An 18,774-nucleotide genomic window follows, 5' to 3' on the forward strand; every position below is an offset into this window, starting at 1 on the left:
CAAGTGCGATCTGGAGCGGCCGCCGGCACGCGGTCGCTCCAACAGTTTCCCCCTCTATACGTAGCGGAACACGCCAATGGCGTAGACCACGGAGAGAGCGAGAGCCCACCACAGGTTGGATCCGACAAGACCCAACCAAGCGAGATGGATAAAGGCGCTGCCAAGCAGCGACAGGAAAAGACGGTCGCCGCGCGTTGTCTCGAAGCGCAGCACGCCGACGCGCGGATTGCCGCCCGGCGAAGCGTATTCCCAAGCCGCCATGCCGCACAGCAGCAGAAGGATGGTCCCGAAAAAGGCCGCCGTCGGCCACGTCCACGCCATCCAGGTGAGGTCGAAATTCATCGTCAAACCCTCCCCAGGGCGAAGCCCTTGGCGATATAATTGCGCACAAACCAGATGACGAGCGCGCCGGGGATCAACGTCAGCACGCCGGCGGCGGCGAGCAGGCCCCAGTCCATGCCAGCGGCCGAAACCGTGCGGGTCATGGTGGCGGCGATCGGCTTGGCGTCGGTGGTGGTCAGCGTGCGGGCAATCAACAGTTCCACCCAGGAGAACATGAAGCAGAAGAAGCAGGCCACGCCGATGCCGCTGGCGATCAGGGGCATGAAGATCCTGACGAAGAAGCGCGGGAACGAATAGCCGTCGATATAGGCGGTTTCGTCGATTTCCTTCGGCACACCCGACATGAAGCCTTCGAGGATCCACACCGCCAGCGGCACGTTGAACAGGCAATGGGCAAGCGCGACGGCGATGTGGGTGTCGATCAGGCCGAAGGCCGAATAGAGCTGGAAGAACGGCAGCGCGAACACCGCCGGCGGCGCCATGCGGTTGGTCAGCAGCCAGAAGAACAGGTGCTTGTCGCCGAGGAAGCGGTAGCGCGAGAAGGCGTAGGCTGCCGGCAGCGCGGCAGCCACCGAGATCACCATATTCATCACCACATAGGTGATCGAGTTGATGTAGCCCGAGTACCAGGAGGCGTCGGTGAAGATGGTGACGTAGTTGGCGAGCGTCGGCTGGTGCGGATAGAGCGTCAGCGAGGAGACGATCTCGGCATTGGTCTTGAAGCTCATGTTGATGAGCCAGTAGATCGGCAGCAAAAGCACGACGATGTAGATCGTCGGCACGATCCACCACCAGCGCGATTCCTCGCCGCGTTTGCGCATCAGCCGGGCGACCTGATCCTGCGACAGTGTGCTCGCCAGTTTGCCCGCTGCTGTGGTCTCGCTCACTCTATCGGCTCTTTCGTTGGCGCCGGTCATCTCAGCGCTCCGCGTCGTAGTTGGTCATCACGGTGTAGAAGACCCATGACAGCAGAAGGACGATGAGGAAGTAGACCAGCGACATGGCTGCGGCCGGACCGAGGTCGAACTGGCCGAGCGCGGTCTTGACGAGGTCGATCGACAGGAATGTCGTCGAGTTGCCGGGACCGCCTCCCGTCACCACGAAGGGTTCGGTATAGATCATGAAGCTGTCCATGAAGCGAAGCAGCACGGCGATCAGCAGCACCCTGTTCATCTTCGGCAGCTGGATGTAGCGGAACACCGCCCAGCGCGAGGCGCCATCGATCTTGGCCGCCTGATAGAAGGCATCCGGAATGGAGACCAGGCCGGCATAGCAGAGCAGCACGACGAGGCTGGTCCAGTGCCAGACATCCATGATGATGACGGTGACCCAGGCATCGAACGGGTCCTGCACATAGTTGTAGTCGATGCCGAGCGCGTTGACGTAGTAGCCGAGCAGGCCGATGTCGTTGCGGCCGAAGACCTGCCAGATGGTGCCGACGACGTTCCACGGAATCAGCAGCGGCAGCGCCATGAGCACCAGGCAGACCGGCACGCCCCAGCCCTTTTTCGGCATGTTGAGCGCGATGAAGATGCCGAGCGGCACTTCGATCGCCAGGATGATGAAGGAGAAGATCAGGTTGCGGACCATCGCTTCCCAGAAGCGGCTGGAAGACAGCAGTTCCTCGAACCACTCGGTGCCGGCCCAGAAGAAGACGTTGTTGCCGAAAGTGTCCTGCACCGAATAGTTGACGACGGTCATCAGCGGGATGACCGCCGAGAACGCCACCAGCACCAGCACCGGCAGCACCAGGAACCAGGCCTTGTTGTTCCAGGTCTTTTCCATCTATGCCCCCATCTCGACGCGCCAGGAATCGGCATAGATGTTGATGCCGGCCGGCTCGAACCGCACCTTCGGATCGGCCGGCACGGTCTCGTCCTCACCGATGACGGCCGCAATCTCGCGGCCTTCGAGCTTGGCGCGGACCACCTTGTGGCGGCCGAGATCCTCGACCTTGCTGACCTGCACGGCCATGCCGTCGCGGCCAAGCCGGACATATTCGGGACGGATGCCGAGTTCGATGGCGCCGCTGCCCGCTTTTGGCGCGCCCGGCAGTTCGATGCGCTGCGAGCCGAGCGTCGCCGTCTTGCCGTCGATGGCCACCGGCATGACGTTCATGCCGGGCGAGCCGATGAAATAACCGACAAAGGTATGGCGTGGCCGTTCGAACAGTTCGGCCGGCGTGCCGATCTGGACGATGCCGCCGTCATACATGACCACAACCTGGTCGGCGAAGGTCAGCGCCTCGGTCTGGTCGTGGGTCACATAGACCATGGTGTAGCCGAAGCGGCGGTGCAGCTGCTTCAGCTGCGAGCGCAGCACCCATTTCATATGCGGGTCGATGACGGTCAGCGGCTCGTCGAACAGGATGGCGTTGACGTCGGAGCGCACCAGCCCGCGGCCGAGCGAGATCTTCTGCTTCTGGTCGGCGGTCAGGCCCCTCGCCTTCTTCTTCGCCCAAGACGCCAGGTCGATCATCTCCAGCGTCTCGCGCACCTTGCGGTCGACATCGGCTTCCGGCACGCCGCGATTGCGCAGCGGGAAGGCCAGATTGTCGTAGACGGTCATGGTGTCGTAGATGACCGGGAACTGGAACACCTGCGCGATATTGCGCTCCTGCGTCGACAAATTGGTCACGTCCTTGCCGTTGAACAGCAACTGACCGTGCGACGGGTGCAGCAATCCCGAAATGATGTTGAGCAGCGTGGTCTTGCCGCAGCCCGATGGCCCGAGCAGCGCATAGGCGCCGCCGTCCTCGAAGGTGTGGTGCACTTCCCTGAGCGCGAAATCGGCATCCTTCCGAGGGTTCGGCAGATAGGAATGCCTGACATGGTTGACGTCTATGCGTGCCATATCTTTCCCCTCAAGCCGCCAGCTTCGGCGCGGCCACGGCACGGCCGTGCTCGTCGAAGACCATGATGTGGCGCGGATCGATGAACACCTCGATCTCGGCGTCGGGTTCGAAGTCGCGGATGCCGTGGCTCAGCATCACCCAGCGCGCGTCCGCGAAATCGAGATGGATGAAGCTTTCCGAGCCGGTGATCTCGGTGATCGTCACCTTGGCGCGCACCGGCACAGCGGCGGCATTGGGCCGATCGAGCGACAGGTGATGCGGCTGAAAACCGACCGTGTACATGGCATCGGCAATGCCGGCGAGATCGGCGGGCACCGGCAGTTTGACCCCACCTTCCAGCAGGAAATCCCCACCTTTCTTGGCCAGCACGATGGTGTTGAGCGGCGGGTCGGCGAAAGTCTTGGCCGTCACCAGATCGACCGGTTTGCGGAACACGTCGATGGTCGGTCCGAACTGGGTAATCCGCCCTTCGGAAAGCGTCGCCGTGTTGCCGCCGAGCAGCAGCGCTTCGTGCGGCTCGGTCGTGGCGTAGACGAAGATGGCGCCGGCGGCGGCGAAGATCCTGGGCAATTCGGCGCGCAGTTCCTCGCGCAATTTGTAGTCGAGATTGGCGAGCGGTTCGTCGAGCAGCACCAGGCTGGCGTTCTTGACGATGGCGCGCGCCAGTGCGGTGCGCTGCTGCTGGCCACCGGACAGGCTCAGCGGCGTGCGGTCGAGATAGGGCGTCAGCTTGAGAAGTGCTGCGGCATGGCGCACTTCCTTGTCGATCTTCGCCTGATCGGTTCCCGCCACCCTGAGCGGCGAGGCGATGTTCTCATAGACGGTCATCGCCGGATAGTTGATGAACTGCTGGTAGACCATGGCGATCTTGCGCTTCTGCACCGGCACGCCGGTGACATTCTGGCCGTCGAACCAGATCGAACCGGAGGTCGGCACGTCGAGGCCGGCCATCAGCCGCATCAGGCTGGTCTTGCCCGAAAGCGTCGGTCCGAGCAGGACATTGAGCGAGCCGTGCTGGAGCGTCAGCGACACATCGCTTATATGCGCGACAGCGCCGACCGTCTTGGTGACGTTTCTCAGTTCCAGCATGACGCCTCCTCCCAGGCCTTCCGCATCAGCTCAAACCCCTCTTCATTCGGCAGCCGCGACATGGCGCCGGCTTATGCCGTGCATGAATTCATCGAGAGCCGCCACCTGCTCGCGGCTGAGATGCAGACCGCGCTTGGTACGGCGCCACAATACATCTTCCGATGTGACGGCCCATTCGTTTTGAACGAGATAGCGCACCTCGGCCTCGTAGAGATCGGCGCCGAAGTTGCGGCCGAGATCGACGTTCGATTTGGCCAGCCCCAGCAGCATCCTTGCGCGGGTGCCATAGAGCCGGGTCAGCCGGCGAGCCAGGCGCGCGTCGAGGAACGGATAGGCGGTCTTCAGTTTCGCCACTTCGGCATCGAAACCGGTGGCCGGGAAATCGCCACCCGGCAACGGCGCGTTTGCCGTCCACGGCTTGCCGCGTTTACCCAGAAAACCCTCGATCTTTTCCAGCATCGATTCCGACAGCCGGCGATAGGTGGTGATCTTGCCGCCGAAGGCGTTGACGATCGGGGCGGCACCCTCGCCGCCATCGGCCTTGAGCACATAGTCGCGCGTCGCTTCCTGCGCCTTGGAGGCTCCGTCATCATAGAGCGGACGGACGGCGGAATAGGTCCAGACGATGTCCGAGCGCTTGACGGCTTCAGCGAAATATTCGCTTGCTGCGGCGCAGAGATAGTCGATCTCGGTGTCGCTGATCCTCACGTCATGCGGATCACCGGGATAATCCTGGTCCGTGGTGCCGATCAGGGTGAACTCTTCCTCGTAGGGAATGGCGAAGATGATTCGACCATCCCTGTTCTGGAAGAAATAGGCGCGCGGATCGTCGAACTTCCTGGCGATGACGATGTGGCTGCCCTGCACGAGGCGGACATTGTGCACATCGTTGAGGCCGACGACGCCGGAAAGCACATGATCGACCCAGGGGCCGGCGGCATTGACCAGCAGGCGCGCCTTGATCTCCTCGGTCTCGCCGGTCTGCAGATCCTCGACCTGGACCGTCCACAAGCCGTTTTCGCGGCGCGCGCCGGTCACTTTCGTGCGGGTGCGGACCGTTGCGCCGCGGTCGGCCGCATCACGTGCATTCAGCGCCACCAGCCGCGCATCATTGACCCAGCCATCCGAATATTCGAAGGCCTTCTTGAATAGCGGCTTCAAAGGCTTGCCGGCCGGATCCCTGGCCATGTCCAGCGTCCGGGTCGCCGGCAGCAATTTGCGCCCACCAATGTGGTCGTAGAGGAAGAGACCGAGCCTGATCAGCCAGGCCGGGCGCAGGCCCTTGGCATAGGGCAGCACGAAGCGCATCGGCCAGATGATGTGCGGCGCGTTCTTCCAAAGAACCTCGCGCTCCATCAGCGCTTCGCGCACCAGGCGGAATTCGTAGAATTCGAGGTAGCGCAGGCCGCCATGGATCAATTTGGTCGAGCCCGAGGAAGTCCCGCTGGCGAGGTCGTTCATCTCGGCGAGAAAGACGGAAAAGCCACGCCCGACGGCGTCGCGGGCGATACCGCAGCCATTGATGCCGCCGCCTATGACGAAAATGTCACGGATCGGAGATGCGTCCACAAATTCCTCCAGCGATTTCGCATTGCACCATTTTTGGGCTTTTACGAAACCGTGTCGGAATTATTTCGAAATGATAACGAATGTCAAACGAAATATCACGGGCGCGTGATATCAGCTGAAAACCGCCTAGGCGAGCGACGTCTCGATCAGCTGAACCTCGGCCTCCTGGCAGATCTTGCGCACCGAGGGGATATCGCAGCGGTCGGTGATGAAGGTGTTGACCTGCGACAGATGGCCGATGCGCACCGGTGCGGTTCGCTCGAATTTGGTCTGGTCGGAAACCAGGATGACATGCCTTGCATTGGCGATGATCGCCTGCGCCACCTTGACCTCGCGAAAATCGAAGTCGAGCAAGGCCCCGTCATGGTCGATGGCGGATGCGCCGATCACCGCGTAATCGACCTTGAACTGCCTGATGAAATCGACCGCCGCCTCGCCGACCACACCGCCATCGGAACCGCGCACGACACCACCGGCGATCACCACTTCGATCGACGGATATATCCGCATCCTATTGGCAACATTGATGTTATTGGTGATGACCATGAGACCGTTGTGATCGAGCAACGCCTTGCTGACCGACTCGGTCGTGGTGCCGATGTTGATGAACAGCGAGGCGTTGTCGGGGATCAGCCTGGCTGCCGCACGGCCGATCGCCTCCTTCTCGTCGGCGGCAATCTTGCGTCTCGCCTCATACTCCATGTTCTCGATGCCGGAGGGGTACAGCGCGCCGCCATGGATGCGCGAGAGCAGCCGCTGGTCGCACAAATCGTTGAGGTCCTTGCGTATGGTCTGCGGCGTCACATTGAAGTGGTTGGCCAGATCATCGACCAGCACGCGGCCGTGATCCTTGGCCATCTGGATAATCTCGGCATGGCGCGGCGACAGATACATGGGCAACCTCCCGTTTTCGTTTTTCTTGTCTATAGTCGAAAACGAAACCGATGAAAAGGCAGAAGCCGGCTAACGAAATCAGCGACCCAGGCCACGTGCGATTTCAGTAATCACCACAAAAGCCGTTTCGACATCGGCGGCGGTCGCCTCGAACTGTCCGACCTGGAACCGGATTGCGATCAGTCCATCAACCTTCGTCTGCGTCAGGTAGATGCGGCCATCGTCGTTGATCGCATTGACAAGGCGCAGATTGTGCTCGTCCCCGTCGGTTGCGGTCTTGTGCCGGAACGAGAACAACGACAGCATCGGTTCGCTGACGATCTGGAAATCCGGCTCCCTTGCCAGCCGCGCCGCCAGCCCTTCGCTCCACGCGACATGATTGCGGATCATCGTGCGCAGGCGTTCCAGGCCATGGGCGCGCAGCAGGAACCATAATTTCAACGCGCGAAATCGCCTGCCGAGCGGTACCGACCATTCGGAATAGTTGATGATGCCGTCATGACCGTGCGTCTTCAGATAATCCGGCTTGATGGCCAGCGTCCTGACATGGCTTTCAGGGTCGCGCAGGAACTGGATCGAGCAGTCGAACTGAGCGCCCAGCCATTTGTGCGGATTGAAAACGATCGAATCGGCGCCTTCGACGCCTGTCCAGAAATGCCGATATTCCGGACAGATCATCGCCGATCCCGCCCAGGCGGCATCGACATGGAGATAAAGCCCATGCCGCCGTGCCACCTCGGCAACCGCAGCAATGTCGTCGGTGCCGCCAGTGCTGGTGCCGCCGACGCAAGCGATGATGCCCGCCGGCAGCATGCCGGCTTCCCGGTCGGCGACGATTGCCGCCTCGAGCGCGGCCGTGTCCATGGCGCGAAAGCGGCCGCTGACGGGAATGCGCACGAGATTGTCCTCGCCGATGCCGGACACCCAGATCGCCCGGTCGATCGACGTGTGCACCTGGTCGGAGGAGTAGATGCGCAGCCGCGCCTGCCCTGCCAGGCCCTGTTTGTTGCCTTGCCAGTCGAGTGCCCGTTCGCGCATGGTCAGCACCGCGGCCAACGTCGCCGATGAGGCTGAATCCTGGAGTACGCCCGAGAAGCCTTCCGGCAGACCGAGCGCCTGGCGCATCCAGTCGACGGTGCGCGTTTCGAGTTCGGTCGCCGCCGGCGACGTCTGCCACAGCATGCATTGCGCGGCCATCGCCGAAACCAGATATTCCGCCACCACCGAAACCGGCGCCGCATTGGCCGGGAAATAGGCGAAGAAGCGCGGATGCTGCCAATGCGTCATTCCCGGCAGGATCTTCTCTTCGAAATCGGCGAAGATCCGGTCCATCGGTTCGGCGTCTTCGGGCGGCGAAACCTCGATGCTTCTAGAAATGGCGCCGGGTTCTACCAGTGGCCGCACGGGGCGGTCGCGCAGATTGTTGCGATAGTCAGCGCCCCAGTCGGCGGCGCGCCGCGACCATTGCCGGAAATCATCATTGTTCATCCTGTCCTCCCGACATGATCCATCGCTACCATCCGTCGCGGTTGATCTCTTATTAATTAACGCGTGAAATATATGCAACCAGCAAGAGATGCCGCACGCCTCAGCCAGGGAAATCCGGCAGGCTGGCAAAAGCCGTCTTCAGCGCATTCGACCAGCCATCGGAGATCGTGCGGTAATACTGGTCGTCCTGGCCGATCCGCTTCTTCAATCCGACCTTGAAAGCGTCCTTCTCCAGGAAGAGCAGGTCGAGCGGCAAGCCGACAGACAGGTTCGACTTCAACGTCGAATCGAACGACACCAAAAGCAGCTTCACCGTCTCGGCGAGGCTCATCGTCTTTTCGTAGGCGCGGATGATGATCGGCTTGCCGTATTTGGTCTCGCCTATCTGGAAGAACGGCGTGTCATCGGTCGATTCGATGAAATTGCCTTCGGGATAGATCATGAACAGGCGCGGCTCGCTGCCCTTGATCTGACCGCCGAGGATGAAGGACGCATTGAAATAGGAATCCGCCTTCTCGCCAGCGGGTGACGAATTGGCGATGACCTCCTTGACCGTGTCGCCAACAATGCGGACCGTTTGGTACATCGACGGCGTTTCGAGCAGTGTGGAATGTCTTTCGGAGATTGCCTTGGTGCGCTCGTCAAGCAGGCTGACCACGGCCTGCGTCGTCGCCAGATTGCCCGCCGACATCAAAACGATGACGCGTTCGCCCGGCTCTTCCCAGACATGCATCTTGCGAAAGGTGGAGATGGAATCCATGCCTGCATTGGTGCGCGTGTCGGACATGAACACGAGCCCGCGGTCGATCTTCAGGCCAACGCAATAGGTCATGGAATCTCTTCTAGAGCAATTCCAGGAAAAGTGTGAAGCGGTTTTCCGTCCGGAATTGCGTTAAAACAAGGGGATAGAGCGGTTCGGCGTTTCCTTGAAACGATGAATCGCTCGGCAGCAATCTTGCGAGGATTACTGCTCCACCGTAACGGTGACCGCAAGCTGTTCTTCCGCCTGTCCCAGCCGAATTCCCGACACCGGCGTGGCGTCGCGGTAATCGCGGCCCGTCGCCACCTTTACATAACGCTCGTCGGGCGAGATGCCATTGGCGGCATCGAAGGCAACCCAGCCGAGTCCAGAAACATGCGCTTCGGCCCAGGCATGGCTTGCGGCCTGCTCGACCGTCGCATCCAGCATCAGATAGCCGCTGACATAGCGGGCCGGAAAGCCCATGGCGCGGGCGGCGGCGGCAAAGATATGGGTATGATCCTGGCAGACCCCGGTCTTGAGCGCCAAGGCTTCCTCCGCCGGCGTCGTCGCATTGGTGGTGCCGGGCGTGTAGACAACGCGCTCCCCGATGACAGCCATTAGCCGGTGCAGCCTTTCGATGTCGCTGCCCTTGCCAACCGATGCGGCGAGTTCGCGGATACCGCTGCCGATCGTCGTCAATGGCGTCTCATGGCTGTACAGCCAGAGCGGCGTAAAGCCCTGGTGTGGCCCCGAGACACCCGCGGTGTCGCGCGTCACCACTTCGCCCGAGGCCTCCACCGTGATGAAGTCGCGCTCGCCCTCGACGCTCAACAGCCTTGTGTCGTTGCCGAAATGGTCGACAAAGCGGACCTCTTCGCGCGCGCCTTCGATCGCCAGAGCCCAGGACAGAACGGTCTGCGTCGACCCGCTGGCCGGAAGCAGCCGCAGCCGCTGCAACAGATAGTGCACCGGCGTATCGTAACGGTACTCAGTTCGGTGGGTAATCTTCAGCCGCATGCTTCTATTCCGTTTGTGAGCGCGATCTCCGGACAAACGGCTTCCGTTTGTCTAAGAAAACCGGCTCCACCTTTCGGGACCATGCTCAATTGAACCGATAATCTTGTGCGATTTCGTCGCCCAGCTTGGTGTTGTCGCGAATGAAATTGGCCAGGAATTCATGCAGCCCGGTATCGAAGATATCCTTGATCGACCCGGCTCTCAGCATTGTCTGCGTCTTCTCGGCCGTTGCGTGGCAGGCATGGCGCTCGCCGTAATCGTCGCCGAGGAATTTCAGATGCTCCGACAGGAAGCGATAGCAGAACATCAGCGAACGCGGCATGCGGACATTGAGGATCAGATAGTCGGCAATGTTGGTCGGCTTGTAATCAGCATCGTAGACCCAGCGATAGGAGCGATGCGCCGAGACCGAACGCAGGATCGATTCCCACTGATAATTGTCGAGCGTCGAGCCAACCCAGGAGATCGACGGCAGCAGCACATAATATTTCACGTCGAGGATGCGCGCCGTGTTGTCGGCGCGCTCGACGTAAGTGCCGAGTTGCGAGAAGTCGAAGATCTCGTTGCGCAGCATGGTGCCGTAGAACGAGCCGCGGATCAGCGCCGTCTCGCGCTTGATGGCGTCGAGCACGCTTGGCAGGTCGCGCTCGTCGATCGGCTTGGCCAGCATCCGCTTCAGCGCCATCCAGGCTTCGTTGATGCTTTCCCAGGTCTCGCGCGTCAGCGCGGTGCGCACCATGCGGGCATTGTTGCGGGCTGTCTCGATGGACGACATCGCGCTCGATGGGTTCGACGTGTCGCGCAACAGGAAGTCGGCGACATTGGCGGCGGTATAGTCGGAATATTTCTGGCTGAAGGTGACGTCGGAACCAGCGCTGAGCAGCACCGAATTCCACTCTTCCGAGGCGCTTTGGGTGCGGGTCAGCGCCATGCGCAGGCCGGCATCGACCAAGCGCGCCATGTTTTCCGCCCGCTCGATATAGCGGTTCATCCAATAGAGCCCGTTTGCGGTGCGGCCTAAAAGCATGAAGTGGCCCTTCGGGCTAGTGAGTAGCGAATAGTGAGCAGTGAATATTAAGCAATTGAATCTCAATGAAATATGGCATTTCCTGTCCCTCTATTTCCGCTACTGACTACTGACTATTCCCTACTCACTCGTCTCAATCATCCAACACCCAAGTATCTTTCGTCCCGCCGCCCTGCGACGAGTTCACAACCAGCGAACCTTCCTTCAACGCGACGCGTGTGAGGCCCCCAGGCACGATCTGGATGCGGTCGGAGACCAGCACATAGGGCCTGAGATCGACGTGGCGCGGCGCCAGCCCTTTTTCCGTCAGGATCGGGCATGTCGACAGCGCCAGCGTCGGCTGGGCAATATAATTCGATGGCTTGGCCGCCAACTTCTTGGCGAAGGTCTCGCATTCCTTCTTGGTTGCCGCAGGCCCGACCAGCATGCCGTAGCCGCCGGAACCGTGCACTTCCTTGATCACCAGCTCGTCGATGTGTTCGAGCACGTATTTCAGGCTGTCGGGCTCCGAGCAGCGCCAGGTCGGAATGTTGCCCAGGATTGCCTTGCGACCGGTGTAGAACTCGATGATCTCGGGCATGTAGGAATAGATCGCCTTGTCGTCGGCTATGCCGGTGCCCGGCGCATTGGCGATGGTGATGTTGCCGGCGCGATAGACATCCATGATGCCGGGTATGCCAAGTGCGGAATCCGGACGGAACGTCAACGGGTCCAGGAAAGAATCATCGACGCGGCGGTAGAGCACATCGATCTGCTTGTAGCCTTCCGTCGTGCGCATCGCGACATGGCCGTCGACCACGCGCAGGTCCTGGCCTTCGACCAACTGCACGCCCATCTGGTCGGCAAGGAAGGCGTGTTCGAAATAGGCGGAGTTGAAGCTGCCGGGCGTCAGCACCGCAATGGTCGGCGCACCTTTGGTGCTTTGCGGCCGCACCGCCGCCAGCGACTGGCGCAGAAGCTGCGGGTAGTTTTCCACCGGCCGCACCTTGATCTTCTGGAACAGCTCGGGGAACAGCTGCATCATCGTCTCGCGGTTCTCCAGCATGTAGGAGACGCCGGACGGCGTGCGCGCATTGTCCTCCAGCACGTAGAACTCGTCCTCCGAGATGCGGACGATGTCGACGCCGATGATGTGGGTATAGACGCCGGCCGGCGGCCTGACCCCGATCATCTCCGGCAGGAATGCCTCATTCCTGGCGATCAATTCCCTGGGGACGCGCCCTGCCCGCAGGATTTCCTGGCGATGATAGATGTCGTCGAGGAAGGCGTTCAGCGCCTGCACGCGCTGCTCGATGCCCTGCGTGAGGCGCCGCCATTCATTGCCTGAAATGATGCGGGGAACGATGTCGAACGGGATCAGCCGCTCGGAGGCTTCTTGCTCACCATAGACGGCGAAGGTGATGCCGGTCTTGCGGAAGACGCGCTCAGCGTCCTGCATCTTCTCGGTCAGCCTAGCTGGATCCTGCTCCTTCAGCCAGCGATCATACGCCGAATACGGTCTTCTCAATCCGGAGACTTCCGGAAGCATTTCATCGAACGCTGCCAATCGCATACTCCCCTGTGACGCCATTTCACTGGCGTCGCCGGAGAAAATCAAGCGCAATCGGTGATTTGGGAGATACGGGCGATCAGTATGTTGCGCCTGCCTAAAATTGAGGCAGCTGAAATATGACCTTGATCAGCCTTTGCCTCGTGCCCGGGCAAATGCGTTTACCGGCTAGAAAGCACGGAACGTGACGACGGTGAACGTGTCCTTGATGCCGGGGAGAATCTGCACCTTTTCGTTGACGAAATGGCCGACGTCTTCCTCGTCGTCGACATAGAATTTGGCGAGCAGATCGTAGTTGCCGGCGGTGGAGTAGATTTCCGAGGCGATCTCGGCATCGGCAAGCGCGCTGGCAACCTCATAGGATTTGCCGAGCTCGCATTTGATCTGCACGAAAAACGCCTTCATGGCTTCGTCCCGCTAAACGTCCAAGTCCAGCGGCCCTTCTGGCAGACTGGAGGCGGGCTTTCAAGCGCTGGAATCCGTACTCTGCCGGCCCAGGCCTGGGCTGCGACCTGCCGCAGCTCTCCGCCAGCATGCAACCTGCCGCCGAGCGCCACCGATTATTCGCGATCGCTGAAACCGCGATGCGCTGCCAAGCGTATGTTATGATGCGTCTTCGGACAGCACCATTTCAAGGGAAGATGTTTCGCGGGACAACGGAGACAGGCCATGCGCCGCGCCTTTTTCGCATTCGCAGTCGTTCCATTCCTCTGGGTGTCGTCGGCATTGGCCGGCGATGCCGAGATCAAGGCAGGCCAGTCCGTCATCGACGGTCAGCTAAAGGCCCTCATCGCCAATGACGGCGCCACCGCCTACAGCTTCGCCGCCCCGAATGTGAAGCGGATCTTCCCGACCGTCGATGCCTTCATGAACATGGTGACCAACGGCTATCCGCCGGTGCGCAAGCCGCAGACTTATTCCTTCGGCAAGGTCGAGGAGACCGGTCCGGGTTCGATCGTCCAGCAGGTGCTGATCGTCGGCCCCGATGGCAAGGATTACGAGGCGGTCTATACGCTGCAGCAGCAGCCCGACGGCACGTTCCAGATCACCGGCTGCAGCCTGCGCGCCTCGAATTCGCTCAGCACTTGAGGCCTTACAGCAACGGGATATCGCCCCTCGCCCAGCCCTCGGTGATTTCGGCGCCGCGCGCCTCGAAGGTGCCAGCCTCGATCGCAGCGCGGATGTCCTGCATCAGTTTCTGGTAGTAGGACAGGTTGTTCCACGTCAAAAGCATGGCGCCGAGCGCTTCCTGCGAGCGCACCAGATGATGCAGATAGGCGCGTGAGTAGTCCCGGGCGGCCGGGCAGTCGCTTTCCTCGTCGAGCGGCCGCGGATCGTCAGCATGGCGGGCGTTGCGCAGATTGACCTTGCCGCGCCTTGTATAAGCAAGGCCGTGGCGGCCGGCCCGTGTCGGCATCACGCAGTCGAACATGTCGATGCCGCGCGCCACCGATTTCAGGATATCGTCAGGCGTGCCGACGCCCATCAGATAGCGCGGCTTGTTATCAGGCAGCTCCGGACAGGTGATGTCGAGCATCTCGAGCATCACCGCTTGCGGTTCGCCGACGGCCAGGCCGCCGACCGCATAGCCCTTCAACTCCATCGCGCTCAGCGCCTGCGCCGAACGCACCCGCAGCGCTGCGTTGTCGCCGCCTTGCACGATGCCGAACATCGCCTTGCCCGGCTGGTCGCCGAACGCCGTCTTGCAGCGCTCGGCCCAGCGCAGCGACAGCTCCATGGCGCGCTCGATCTCCTTCATTTCGGCCGGCAGCGCCGTGCATTCGTCGAGCTGCATCTGGATATCGGAATCGAGCAGCCCCTGAATCTCGATGGACCGCTCCGGCGACATCTCGTAGGCGGCGCCATCGATATGCGAGCGGAAGGTGACGCCCTTTTCGGTCAGCTTTCTCAGCTTCGACAGCGACATTACCTGGAAACCGCCACTGTCGGTCAGGATCGGATGCGGCCAGCGGGCGAATTCATGCAAGCCGCCGAGCCGCGCCACACGCTCGGCGCCTGGCCGCAGCATCAGATGGTAGGTGTTGCCAAGGATGATGTCGGCGCCGACGCCGCGCACCTGGTCCATATACATCGTCTTGACGGTACCGCCGGTGCCGACCGGCATGAAGGCCGGCGTGCGGATTTCGCCGCGCGGCATGTCGATCACGCCGCGCCGCGCCTTGCCGTCGATTGCCAAAACCTTGAAGCTGAACTGCTTAGCCATTGAATTCCTTGTCGTGGACCGGGGCGTCCGGCGCCTGCTTGTCGAGCGACTGGCGGTAGTGGATGCAGCCGCGCATGAATTTTGGCCAGGGCGGCACGGCGATCGATGGTTCGGTTTTTTCCGGCAGCAGGTCCCACAGATCGGGGTGATGCCAGCACAATTCATGGCCGGTGGAATCGCGGTGCTGGCGAATGCCGGCGCGCAGTTTTTTCACTTCCGCGATCAGCGCATCGCGGTCAAAGGCTTGCAGATCATCGTCCATCGCTCGTCTCCGCTCGGAAAAGCAGGCTTGCGTCTCCATAGGAGTAGAACCTGTAACGGTTCGCGATCGCATGCGCATAGGCCGCGCGCATCGTGTCGAGGCCGCTGAAGGCCGAAACCAGCATGAACAGCGTCGAGCGCGGCAGATGGAAATTGGTCATCAGCATGTCGGCGGTGCGAAAACGGTAGCCGGGCGTGATGAAGATATCGGTCGGGCCGGACCACGCAGCCAGAGTACCGTCCTCACGCGCCGCACTCTCCAGCAGACGCAGCGAGGTCGTGCCGACAGCAACGATGCGCCCGCCCCTTGCTCTTGCGGCATTCAGGGCGTCCGCAGTGGCTTCGCTGACCGACCCGGTCTCGGCATGCATCTTGTGGTCGGCGGTGTCGTCCGCCTTGACCGGCAGGAACGTACCGGCGCCGACATGCAAGGTGACGAAGCGGCGTTCGACGCCTTTGGCGTCAAGCGCTGCAAAAAGCTCCGGCGTGAAATGCAGGCCCGCTGTCGGAGCCGCGACGGCGCCCTCCTCGCTTGCATAGATGGTCTGGTAATCGGCCCGGTCGCGTTCGTCATCGTCGCGTTTCGAGGCGATATAGGGTGGCAGCGGAATATGGCCTACCGCGTGCAGCGCCTCGTCGAGGAACGGCCCCGACAGGTCGAAGCCAAGCAGCGCCTCGCCGCCCTCGCCTTTCTCGATCACCGTGGCGTCGAGCTGGCCGAGGAAACAGGAATTGCCGTCATGGCCGAAATGGATGCGGTCGCCGGCGGCAATGCGCTTGCCCGGCCGCATGAAGGCCAGCCAGCGGTCCGGCGCCATGCGCATATGCAGCGTGGCTTCGACCTGCGCCGTCGCCTCGCCCCGCCGCCTTATGCCTTTGAGCTGCGCCGGAATGACCTTGGTGTCGTTGAACACCAGCACGTCGCCGGCACTGAGCAAGGACGGCAGGTCGCCAACCGTCCGGTCCTCGAGCTCTTCGCCGGGCTTGACCAGAAGCATCTTGGCGCTGTCACGCGGCTGCGCCGGGCGGAGCGCGATGCGCTCCTCCGGCAGCTCGAAGTCAAAGAGATCGACGCGCATCAGTAGAGCCGGACGAGCAGCGCTCCGGCCAAGAGCAGCACCGCGCCGGCAACGCGTCCCAGCGAGATTTCACGCACCGCGACGCCGAGGAAGCCGACGCGGTCGATGAGCATGCCGGCCAGCAACTGGCCGGCGACCAGAAACGCCATCAGCGCGGCAGCACCTATGCGTGGCGTCAGGATCGTCGACAGCGTGACATAGAAACCGCCGAGCATGCCGCCGGCCACGAACAGCCAGGGCGCCGGCGCTTTCCAGTCGAGCGAGATGCCTTGCAGCTTCACCACCGTAACGGAGATAATGCCGAGCACGATCGCGCCCGACAAGAACGAAAACGCAGCCGCCGCGACCGGGAGACCCAGGCCGCGCGCCAGCTGCGAATTGATCGGCGCCTGAATGGCAATGAAGGCGCCGGACAGGATGCCGAGAAGCGACCAGACGACGCCCATCATTGTCGTTTGCCCTTACTTGACGTCGGCCGCGACCTTCAGCGACACGATCTTGTCGGGATCCTGCACCGGCTCGCCGCGCTTGATCTTGTCGACATTGTCCATGCCTTCGATGACCTGGCCCCAGACCGTGTACTGGCGGTTGAGGAAGGCGGCGTCGTCGAAGCAGATGAAGAACTGCGAATTGGCCGAGTTCGGGTTCTGCGAACGGGCCATCGAGCAGGTGCCGCGGCCATGGTTGGCGTTGGAAAATTCGGCCTTCAGGTCCGGCTTCTCAGAGCCGCCCATGCCCGCACGGGACGGCGCGAAGGAAGGCTTGCTCGAATTGCCGAACTTGACGTCGCCGGTCTGGGCCATGAAGCCTTCGATGACGCGGTGGAAGACCACGCCGTCATAGGCGCCTTCCCTAGCCAGTTCCTTGATGCGGGAGACGTGGCCCGGCGCCAAGTCGGGGAAAAGTTCGATGACGACCGTGCCCTTGGTCGTTTCCATGATGAGCGCGTTCTCGCGGTCCTTGATTTCGGCCATGTCAGATATCCTTTTGAGAAAACAGAGTTATTTGACAATTTTACTTGTCTGCGGCGATGCGCACCTTGATCATCCGGTCGGGGTCGGAGACCGTGCCGTTGTCCGCCTGGTCGCCCTTCTTGACGTGATCCACCAGTTCCATGCCGCTGACGACATTGCCGACGATGGTGTACTGGCCGTCGAGCGGCGGTGCCGGAGCGAACATGATGAAGAACTGCGAATTGGCCGAATTGGGGTCCTGCGAGCGGGCCATGCCGACCACGCCGCGCTTGTAATGTTCGGTCTGCGAGAATTCGGCCGGCAGGTCGGGCAGGTCGGAACCGCCGGTGCCGACGGCCTCGGCGCTGAAACCCTTTTTCATATTGCCGAACTTGACGTCGCCGGTCTGCGCCATGAAGCCGTCTATGACGCGGTGGAAGGCGACGTTGTCATAGGCGCCTTGGCGCACCAGCTTCTTGATCTGCTCGACATGCTTTGGCGCCAGATCGGGCCGAAGCGCAATGGTGACGTCTCCGTCCTTCAGCGTGATGACCATGGTGTTTTCCGGGTCGGCGGCGAAGGCCGAGACCGATGCGGTCACAAGGCCGGCAAGCACAACGAGGAACGAGGCGAGCTTTTTCAGCTGCATATCTATCTCCGGAATCTTATTTCGCGAATTTGGCGGTGAGCGCACCGGCAACCGCCGCCGGCACGAAGGGGCGGATGTTGCCTCCCATAGAGGCAATCTGGCGGACAAGTGTGGCGGTAATGGTGCGCACGGACGGGCTGGCGGGCAGAAAAACCGTCTGCAACTCAGGTGCCATAGTCTCGTTCATGCCGGCCATCTGCATCTCATAGTCGAGGTCGGTGCCGTCGCGCAGGCCGCGGATCATGATCGAGGCGCCGTGCTTCCTGGCGGCGTCGATGACCAGCCCGTCGAAAGCGACGACCTTGATACGGGCGCCATCGCTGCCGAATTCCGCCTTCGCCGCGGTCTCGATCAGCTTCACCCGCTCCTCGAAGGAAAACAGCGGCTGCTTGCCCGGATGGATGCCGATCGCCGCATAGACGATGTCGGCCACGGCCAGCGAAGCCTTCAGCACATCGAGATGGCCGTTGGTCAGCGGGTCGAAGGAGCCGGCATAGAGGGCGATGCGTTCGGTCATGGCAGGTGCTTCTAATGCATGATCCCAAAAAGTGGAAACCGGTTTTTGCGGACAAACGGTTTTTCGTTTGTCCTAGAGATCATGCTCAAATGAAAGCTAGAGCCTGTTCCATCTTCCGTCCACCAAGATGGAACAGGCTCTAGCGAGCCTCTCTCGCAAAGGCAAATCCGATCGGCGCGCCGGCCGTGAACCTTTTCCGGCACATGAACGACAGATGAACACGCTGATCACGAAGCCTTCACGCAGCGTTCACTAGGTTGCACCTTAATTAGATGAAACCAAAATCCCATCTATCCGTTGTTAGGCGCAGGAGAACACGCACATGCTGATCTACATGCTCGCCACCGCAATGACCGTCGCCATGCTGATCGCCACCGTATTTGGGCTGCATCAGGAGGCACAACGCATCCGCGTCAAGGCAAACACCAAGCGCTTCGAAGGCTTCGGCCTGCGTAAGCCATATCGCCACTACTGATAAAGCCTGAACTTGCTGCCGCGCCGGCCAGCTGGCCGGCGTTGC

The 18,774-nt window shown here is 61.5% G+C and carries 22 protein-coding genes; 2 read left to right on the forward strand and 20 right to left on the reverse strand.

The annotated features are described in order from the left end of the window. Positions 1 to 54: 54 nt before the first annotated feature. From MESCI_RS20245 to MESCI_RS20305, 13 genes are all read right to left on the reverse strand, one after another. The gene (locus MESCI_RS20245; protein WP_013531808.1) at positions 55 to 342 is read right to left on the reverse strand and encodes a DUF2160 domain-containing protein; all 288 of its coding nucleotides are present in this window, start codon (positions 340 to 342) and stop codon (positions 55 to 57) included. A 2-nt stretch (positions 343 to 344) separates the two neighbouring features. Beyond that, positions 345 to 1,259 carry a carbohydrate ABC transporter permease gene (locus tag MESCI_RS20250; protein ID WP_013531809.1) on the reverse strand — a complete coding sequence of 305 codons (915 nt, stop codon included), beginning with the start codon at positions 1,257 to 1,259 and terminating at the stop codon, positions 345 to 347. A gap of 1 nt (position 1,260) precedes the next feature. Further along, entirely contained in the window at positions 1,261 to 2,127 is an 867-nt protein-coding gene (locus tag MESCI_RS20255; protein WP_013531810.1) for a carbohydrate ABC transporter permease, read from the reverse strand. After that, positions 2,128 to 3,195 (reverse strand): ABC transporter ATP-binding protein, encoded by a 1,068-nt coding sequence (locus tag MESCI_RS20260; protein WP_013531811.1) that lies wholly within the window; start codon positions 3,193 to 3,195, stop codon positions 2,128 to 2,130. A gap of 10 nt (positions 3,196 to 3,205) precedes the next feature. Continuing rightward, positions 3,206 to 4,285: an ABC transporter ATP-binding protein gene (locus tag MESCI_RS20265; protein ID WP_013531812.1), complete on the reverse strand. Its 1,080-nt coding sequence runs from the start codon at positions 4,283 to 4,285 to the stop codon at positions 3,206 to 3,208. A gap of 42 nt (positions 4,286 to 4,327) precedes the next feature. After that, on the reverse strand, positions 4,328 to 5,854 hold the full coding sequence (gene glpD, locus MESCI_RS20270) for a glycerol-3-phosphate dehydrogenase (RefSeq protein ID WP_013531813.1): 1,527 nt from the start codon (positions 5,852 to 5,854) through the stop codon (positions 4,328 to 4,330). A 126-nt stretch (positions 5,855 to 5,980) separates the two neighbouring features. Next, positions 5,981 to 6,748, reverse strand: coding sequence for a DeoR/GlpR family DNA-binding transcription regulator (locus MESCI_RS20275; protein WP_013531814.1), 768 nt, complete (start codon positions 6,746 to 6,748; stop codon positions 5,981 to 5,983). A gap of 78 nt (positions 6,749 to 6,826) precedes the next feature. Further along, positions 6,827 to 8,236: a pyridoxal phosphate-dependent decarboxylase family protein gene (locus MESCI_RS20280; RefSeq protein WP_013531815.1), complete on the reverse strand. Its 1,410-nt coding sequence runs from the start codon at positions 8,234 to 8,236 to the stop codon at positions 6,827 to 6,829. A 100-nt stretch (positions 8,237 to 8,336) separates the two neighbouring features. After that, entirely contained in the window at positions 8,337 to 9,068 is a 732-nt protein-coding gene (locus MESCI_RS20285; protein WP_013531816.1) for a proteasome-type protease, read from the reverse strand. Positions 9,069 to 9,200: 132 nt separating this feature from the next. Further along, on the reverse strand, positions 9,201 to 9,995 hold the full coding sequence (locus tag MESCI_RS20290; protein ID WP_013531817.1) for a transglutaminase family protein: 795 nt from the start codon (positions 9,993 to 9,995) through the stop codon (positions 9,201 to 9,203). An 85-nt stretch (positions 9,996 to 10,080) separates the two neighbouring features. Further along, positions 10,081 to 11,022 carry an alpha-E domain-containing protein gene (locus MESCI_RS20295; RefSeq protein WP_013531818.1) on the reverse strand — a complete coding sequence of 314 codons (942 nt, stop codon included), beginning with the start codon at positions 11,020 to 11,022 and terminating at the stop codon, positions 10,081 to 10,083. A 133-nt stretch (positions 11,023 to 11,155) separates the two neighbouring features. Beyond that, positions 11,156 to 12,568, reverse strand: coding sequence for a circularly permuted type 2 ATP-grasp protein (locus MESCI_RS20300; protein ID WP_024503502.1), 1,413 nt, complete (start codon positions 12,566 to 12,568; stop codon positions 11,156 to 11,158). A 171-nt stretch (positions 12,569 to 12,739) separates the two neighbouring features. Next, positions 12,740 to 12,976 (reverse strand): Lrp/AsnC family transcriptional regulator, encoded by a 237-nt coding sequence (locus MESCI_RS20305; protein ID WP_010909609.1) that lies wholly within the window; start codon positions 12,974 to 12,976, stop codon positions 12,740 to 12,742. Between the two features lie 264 nt (positions 12,977 to 13,240). On the opposite strand from MESCI_RS20305, the gene MESCI_RS20310 reads away from it, so the two are divergent. Continuing rightward, positions 13,241 to 13,660: a DUF4864 domain-containing protein gene (locus tag MESCI_RS20310; RefSeq protein ID WP_013531820.1), complete on the forward strand. Its 420-nt coding sequence runs from the start codon at positions 13,241 to 13,243 to the stop codon at positions 13,658 to 13,660. Between the two features lie 4 nt (positions 13,661 to 13,664). Here the strand turns inward: MESCI_RS20310 and tgt are convergent, their stop codons facing one another. The 7 genes from tgt to coaD form a co-directional block, all read right to left on the reverse strand. Then, positions 13,665 to 14,795 carry a tRNA guanosine(34) transglycosylase Tgt gene (tgt, locus tag MESCI_RS20315; RefSeq protein ID WP_013531821.1) on the reverse strand — a complete coding sequence of 377 codons (1,131 nt, stop codon included), beginning with the start codon at positions 14,793 to 14,795 and terminating at the stop codon, positions 13,665 to 13,667. Continuing rightward, positions 14,788 to 15,057 carry a hypothetical protein gene (locus tag MESCI_RS20320; protein ID WP_013531822.1) on the reverse strand — a complete coding sequence of 90 codons (270 nt, stop codon included), beginning with the start codon at positions 15,055 to 15,057 and terminating at the stop codon, positions 14,788 to 14,790. The genes tgt and MESCI_RS20320 overlap by 8 nt, the downstream gene beginning before the upstream one ends. Beyond that, positions 15,047 to 16,135, reverse strand: a complete 1,089-nt coding sequence (gene queA, locus MESCI_RS20325) for a tRNA preQ1(34) S-adenosylmethionine ribosyltransferase-isomerase QueA (RefSeq protein WP_013531823.1) — start codon at positions 16,133 to 16,135, stop codon at positions 15,047 to 15,049. The genes MESCI_RS20320 and queA overlap by 11 nt, the downstream gene beginning before the upstream one ends. Next, positions 16,135 to 16,584, reverse strand: coding sequence for a DMT family transporter (locus MESCI_RS20330; protein ID WP_013531824.1), 450 nt, complete (start codon positions 16,582 to 16,584; stop codon positions 16,135 to 16,137). Before MESCI_RS20330 ends, queA begins: the two co-directional genes overlap by 1 nt. A gap of 12 nt (positions 16,585 to 16,596) precedes the next feature. Continuing rightward, positions 16,597 to 17,109, reverse strand: coding sequence for a peptidylprolyl isomerase (locus MESCI_RS20335; RefSeq protein WP_013531825.1), 513 nt, complete (start codon positions 17,107 to 17,109; stop codon positions 16,597 to 16,599). 40 nt (positions 17,110 to 17,149) lie between these two features. Further along, positions 17,150 to 17,644 (reverse strand): peptidylprolyl isomerase, encoded by a 495-nt coding sequence (locus tag MESCI_RS20340; protein ID WP_245268637.1) that lies wholly within the window; start codon positions 17,642 to 17,644, stop codon positions 17,150 to 17,152. A gap of 109 nt (positions 17,645 to 17,753) precedes the next feature. Next, a complete protein-coding gene (gene coaD, locus MESCI_RS20345) occupies positions 17,754 to 18,254 on the reverse strand; it encodes a pantetheine-phosphate adenylyltransferase (RefSeq protein WP_013531827.1) in 501 nt (166 codons plus the stop codon). 322 nt (positions 18,255 to 18,576) lie between these two features. Here coaD and MESCI_RS32300 point away from each other — a divergent pair, with 322 nt between their 5' ends. Further along, positions 18,577 to 18,729 carry a hypothetical protein gene (locus MESCI_RS32300; protein ID WP_013531828.1) on the forward strand — a complete coding sequence of 51 codons (153 nt, stop codon included), beginning with the start codon at positions 18,577 to 18,579 and terminating at the stop codon, positions 18,727 to 18,729. Positions 18,730 to 18,774: the final 45 nt, after the last annotated feature.

This window comes from Mesorhizobium ciceri biovar biserrulae WSM1271, from assembly GCF_000185905.1.
Lineage (GTDB): Bacteria > Pseudomonadota > Alphaproteobacteria > Rhizobiales > Rhizobiaceae > Mesorhizobium > Mesorhizobium ciceri.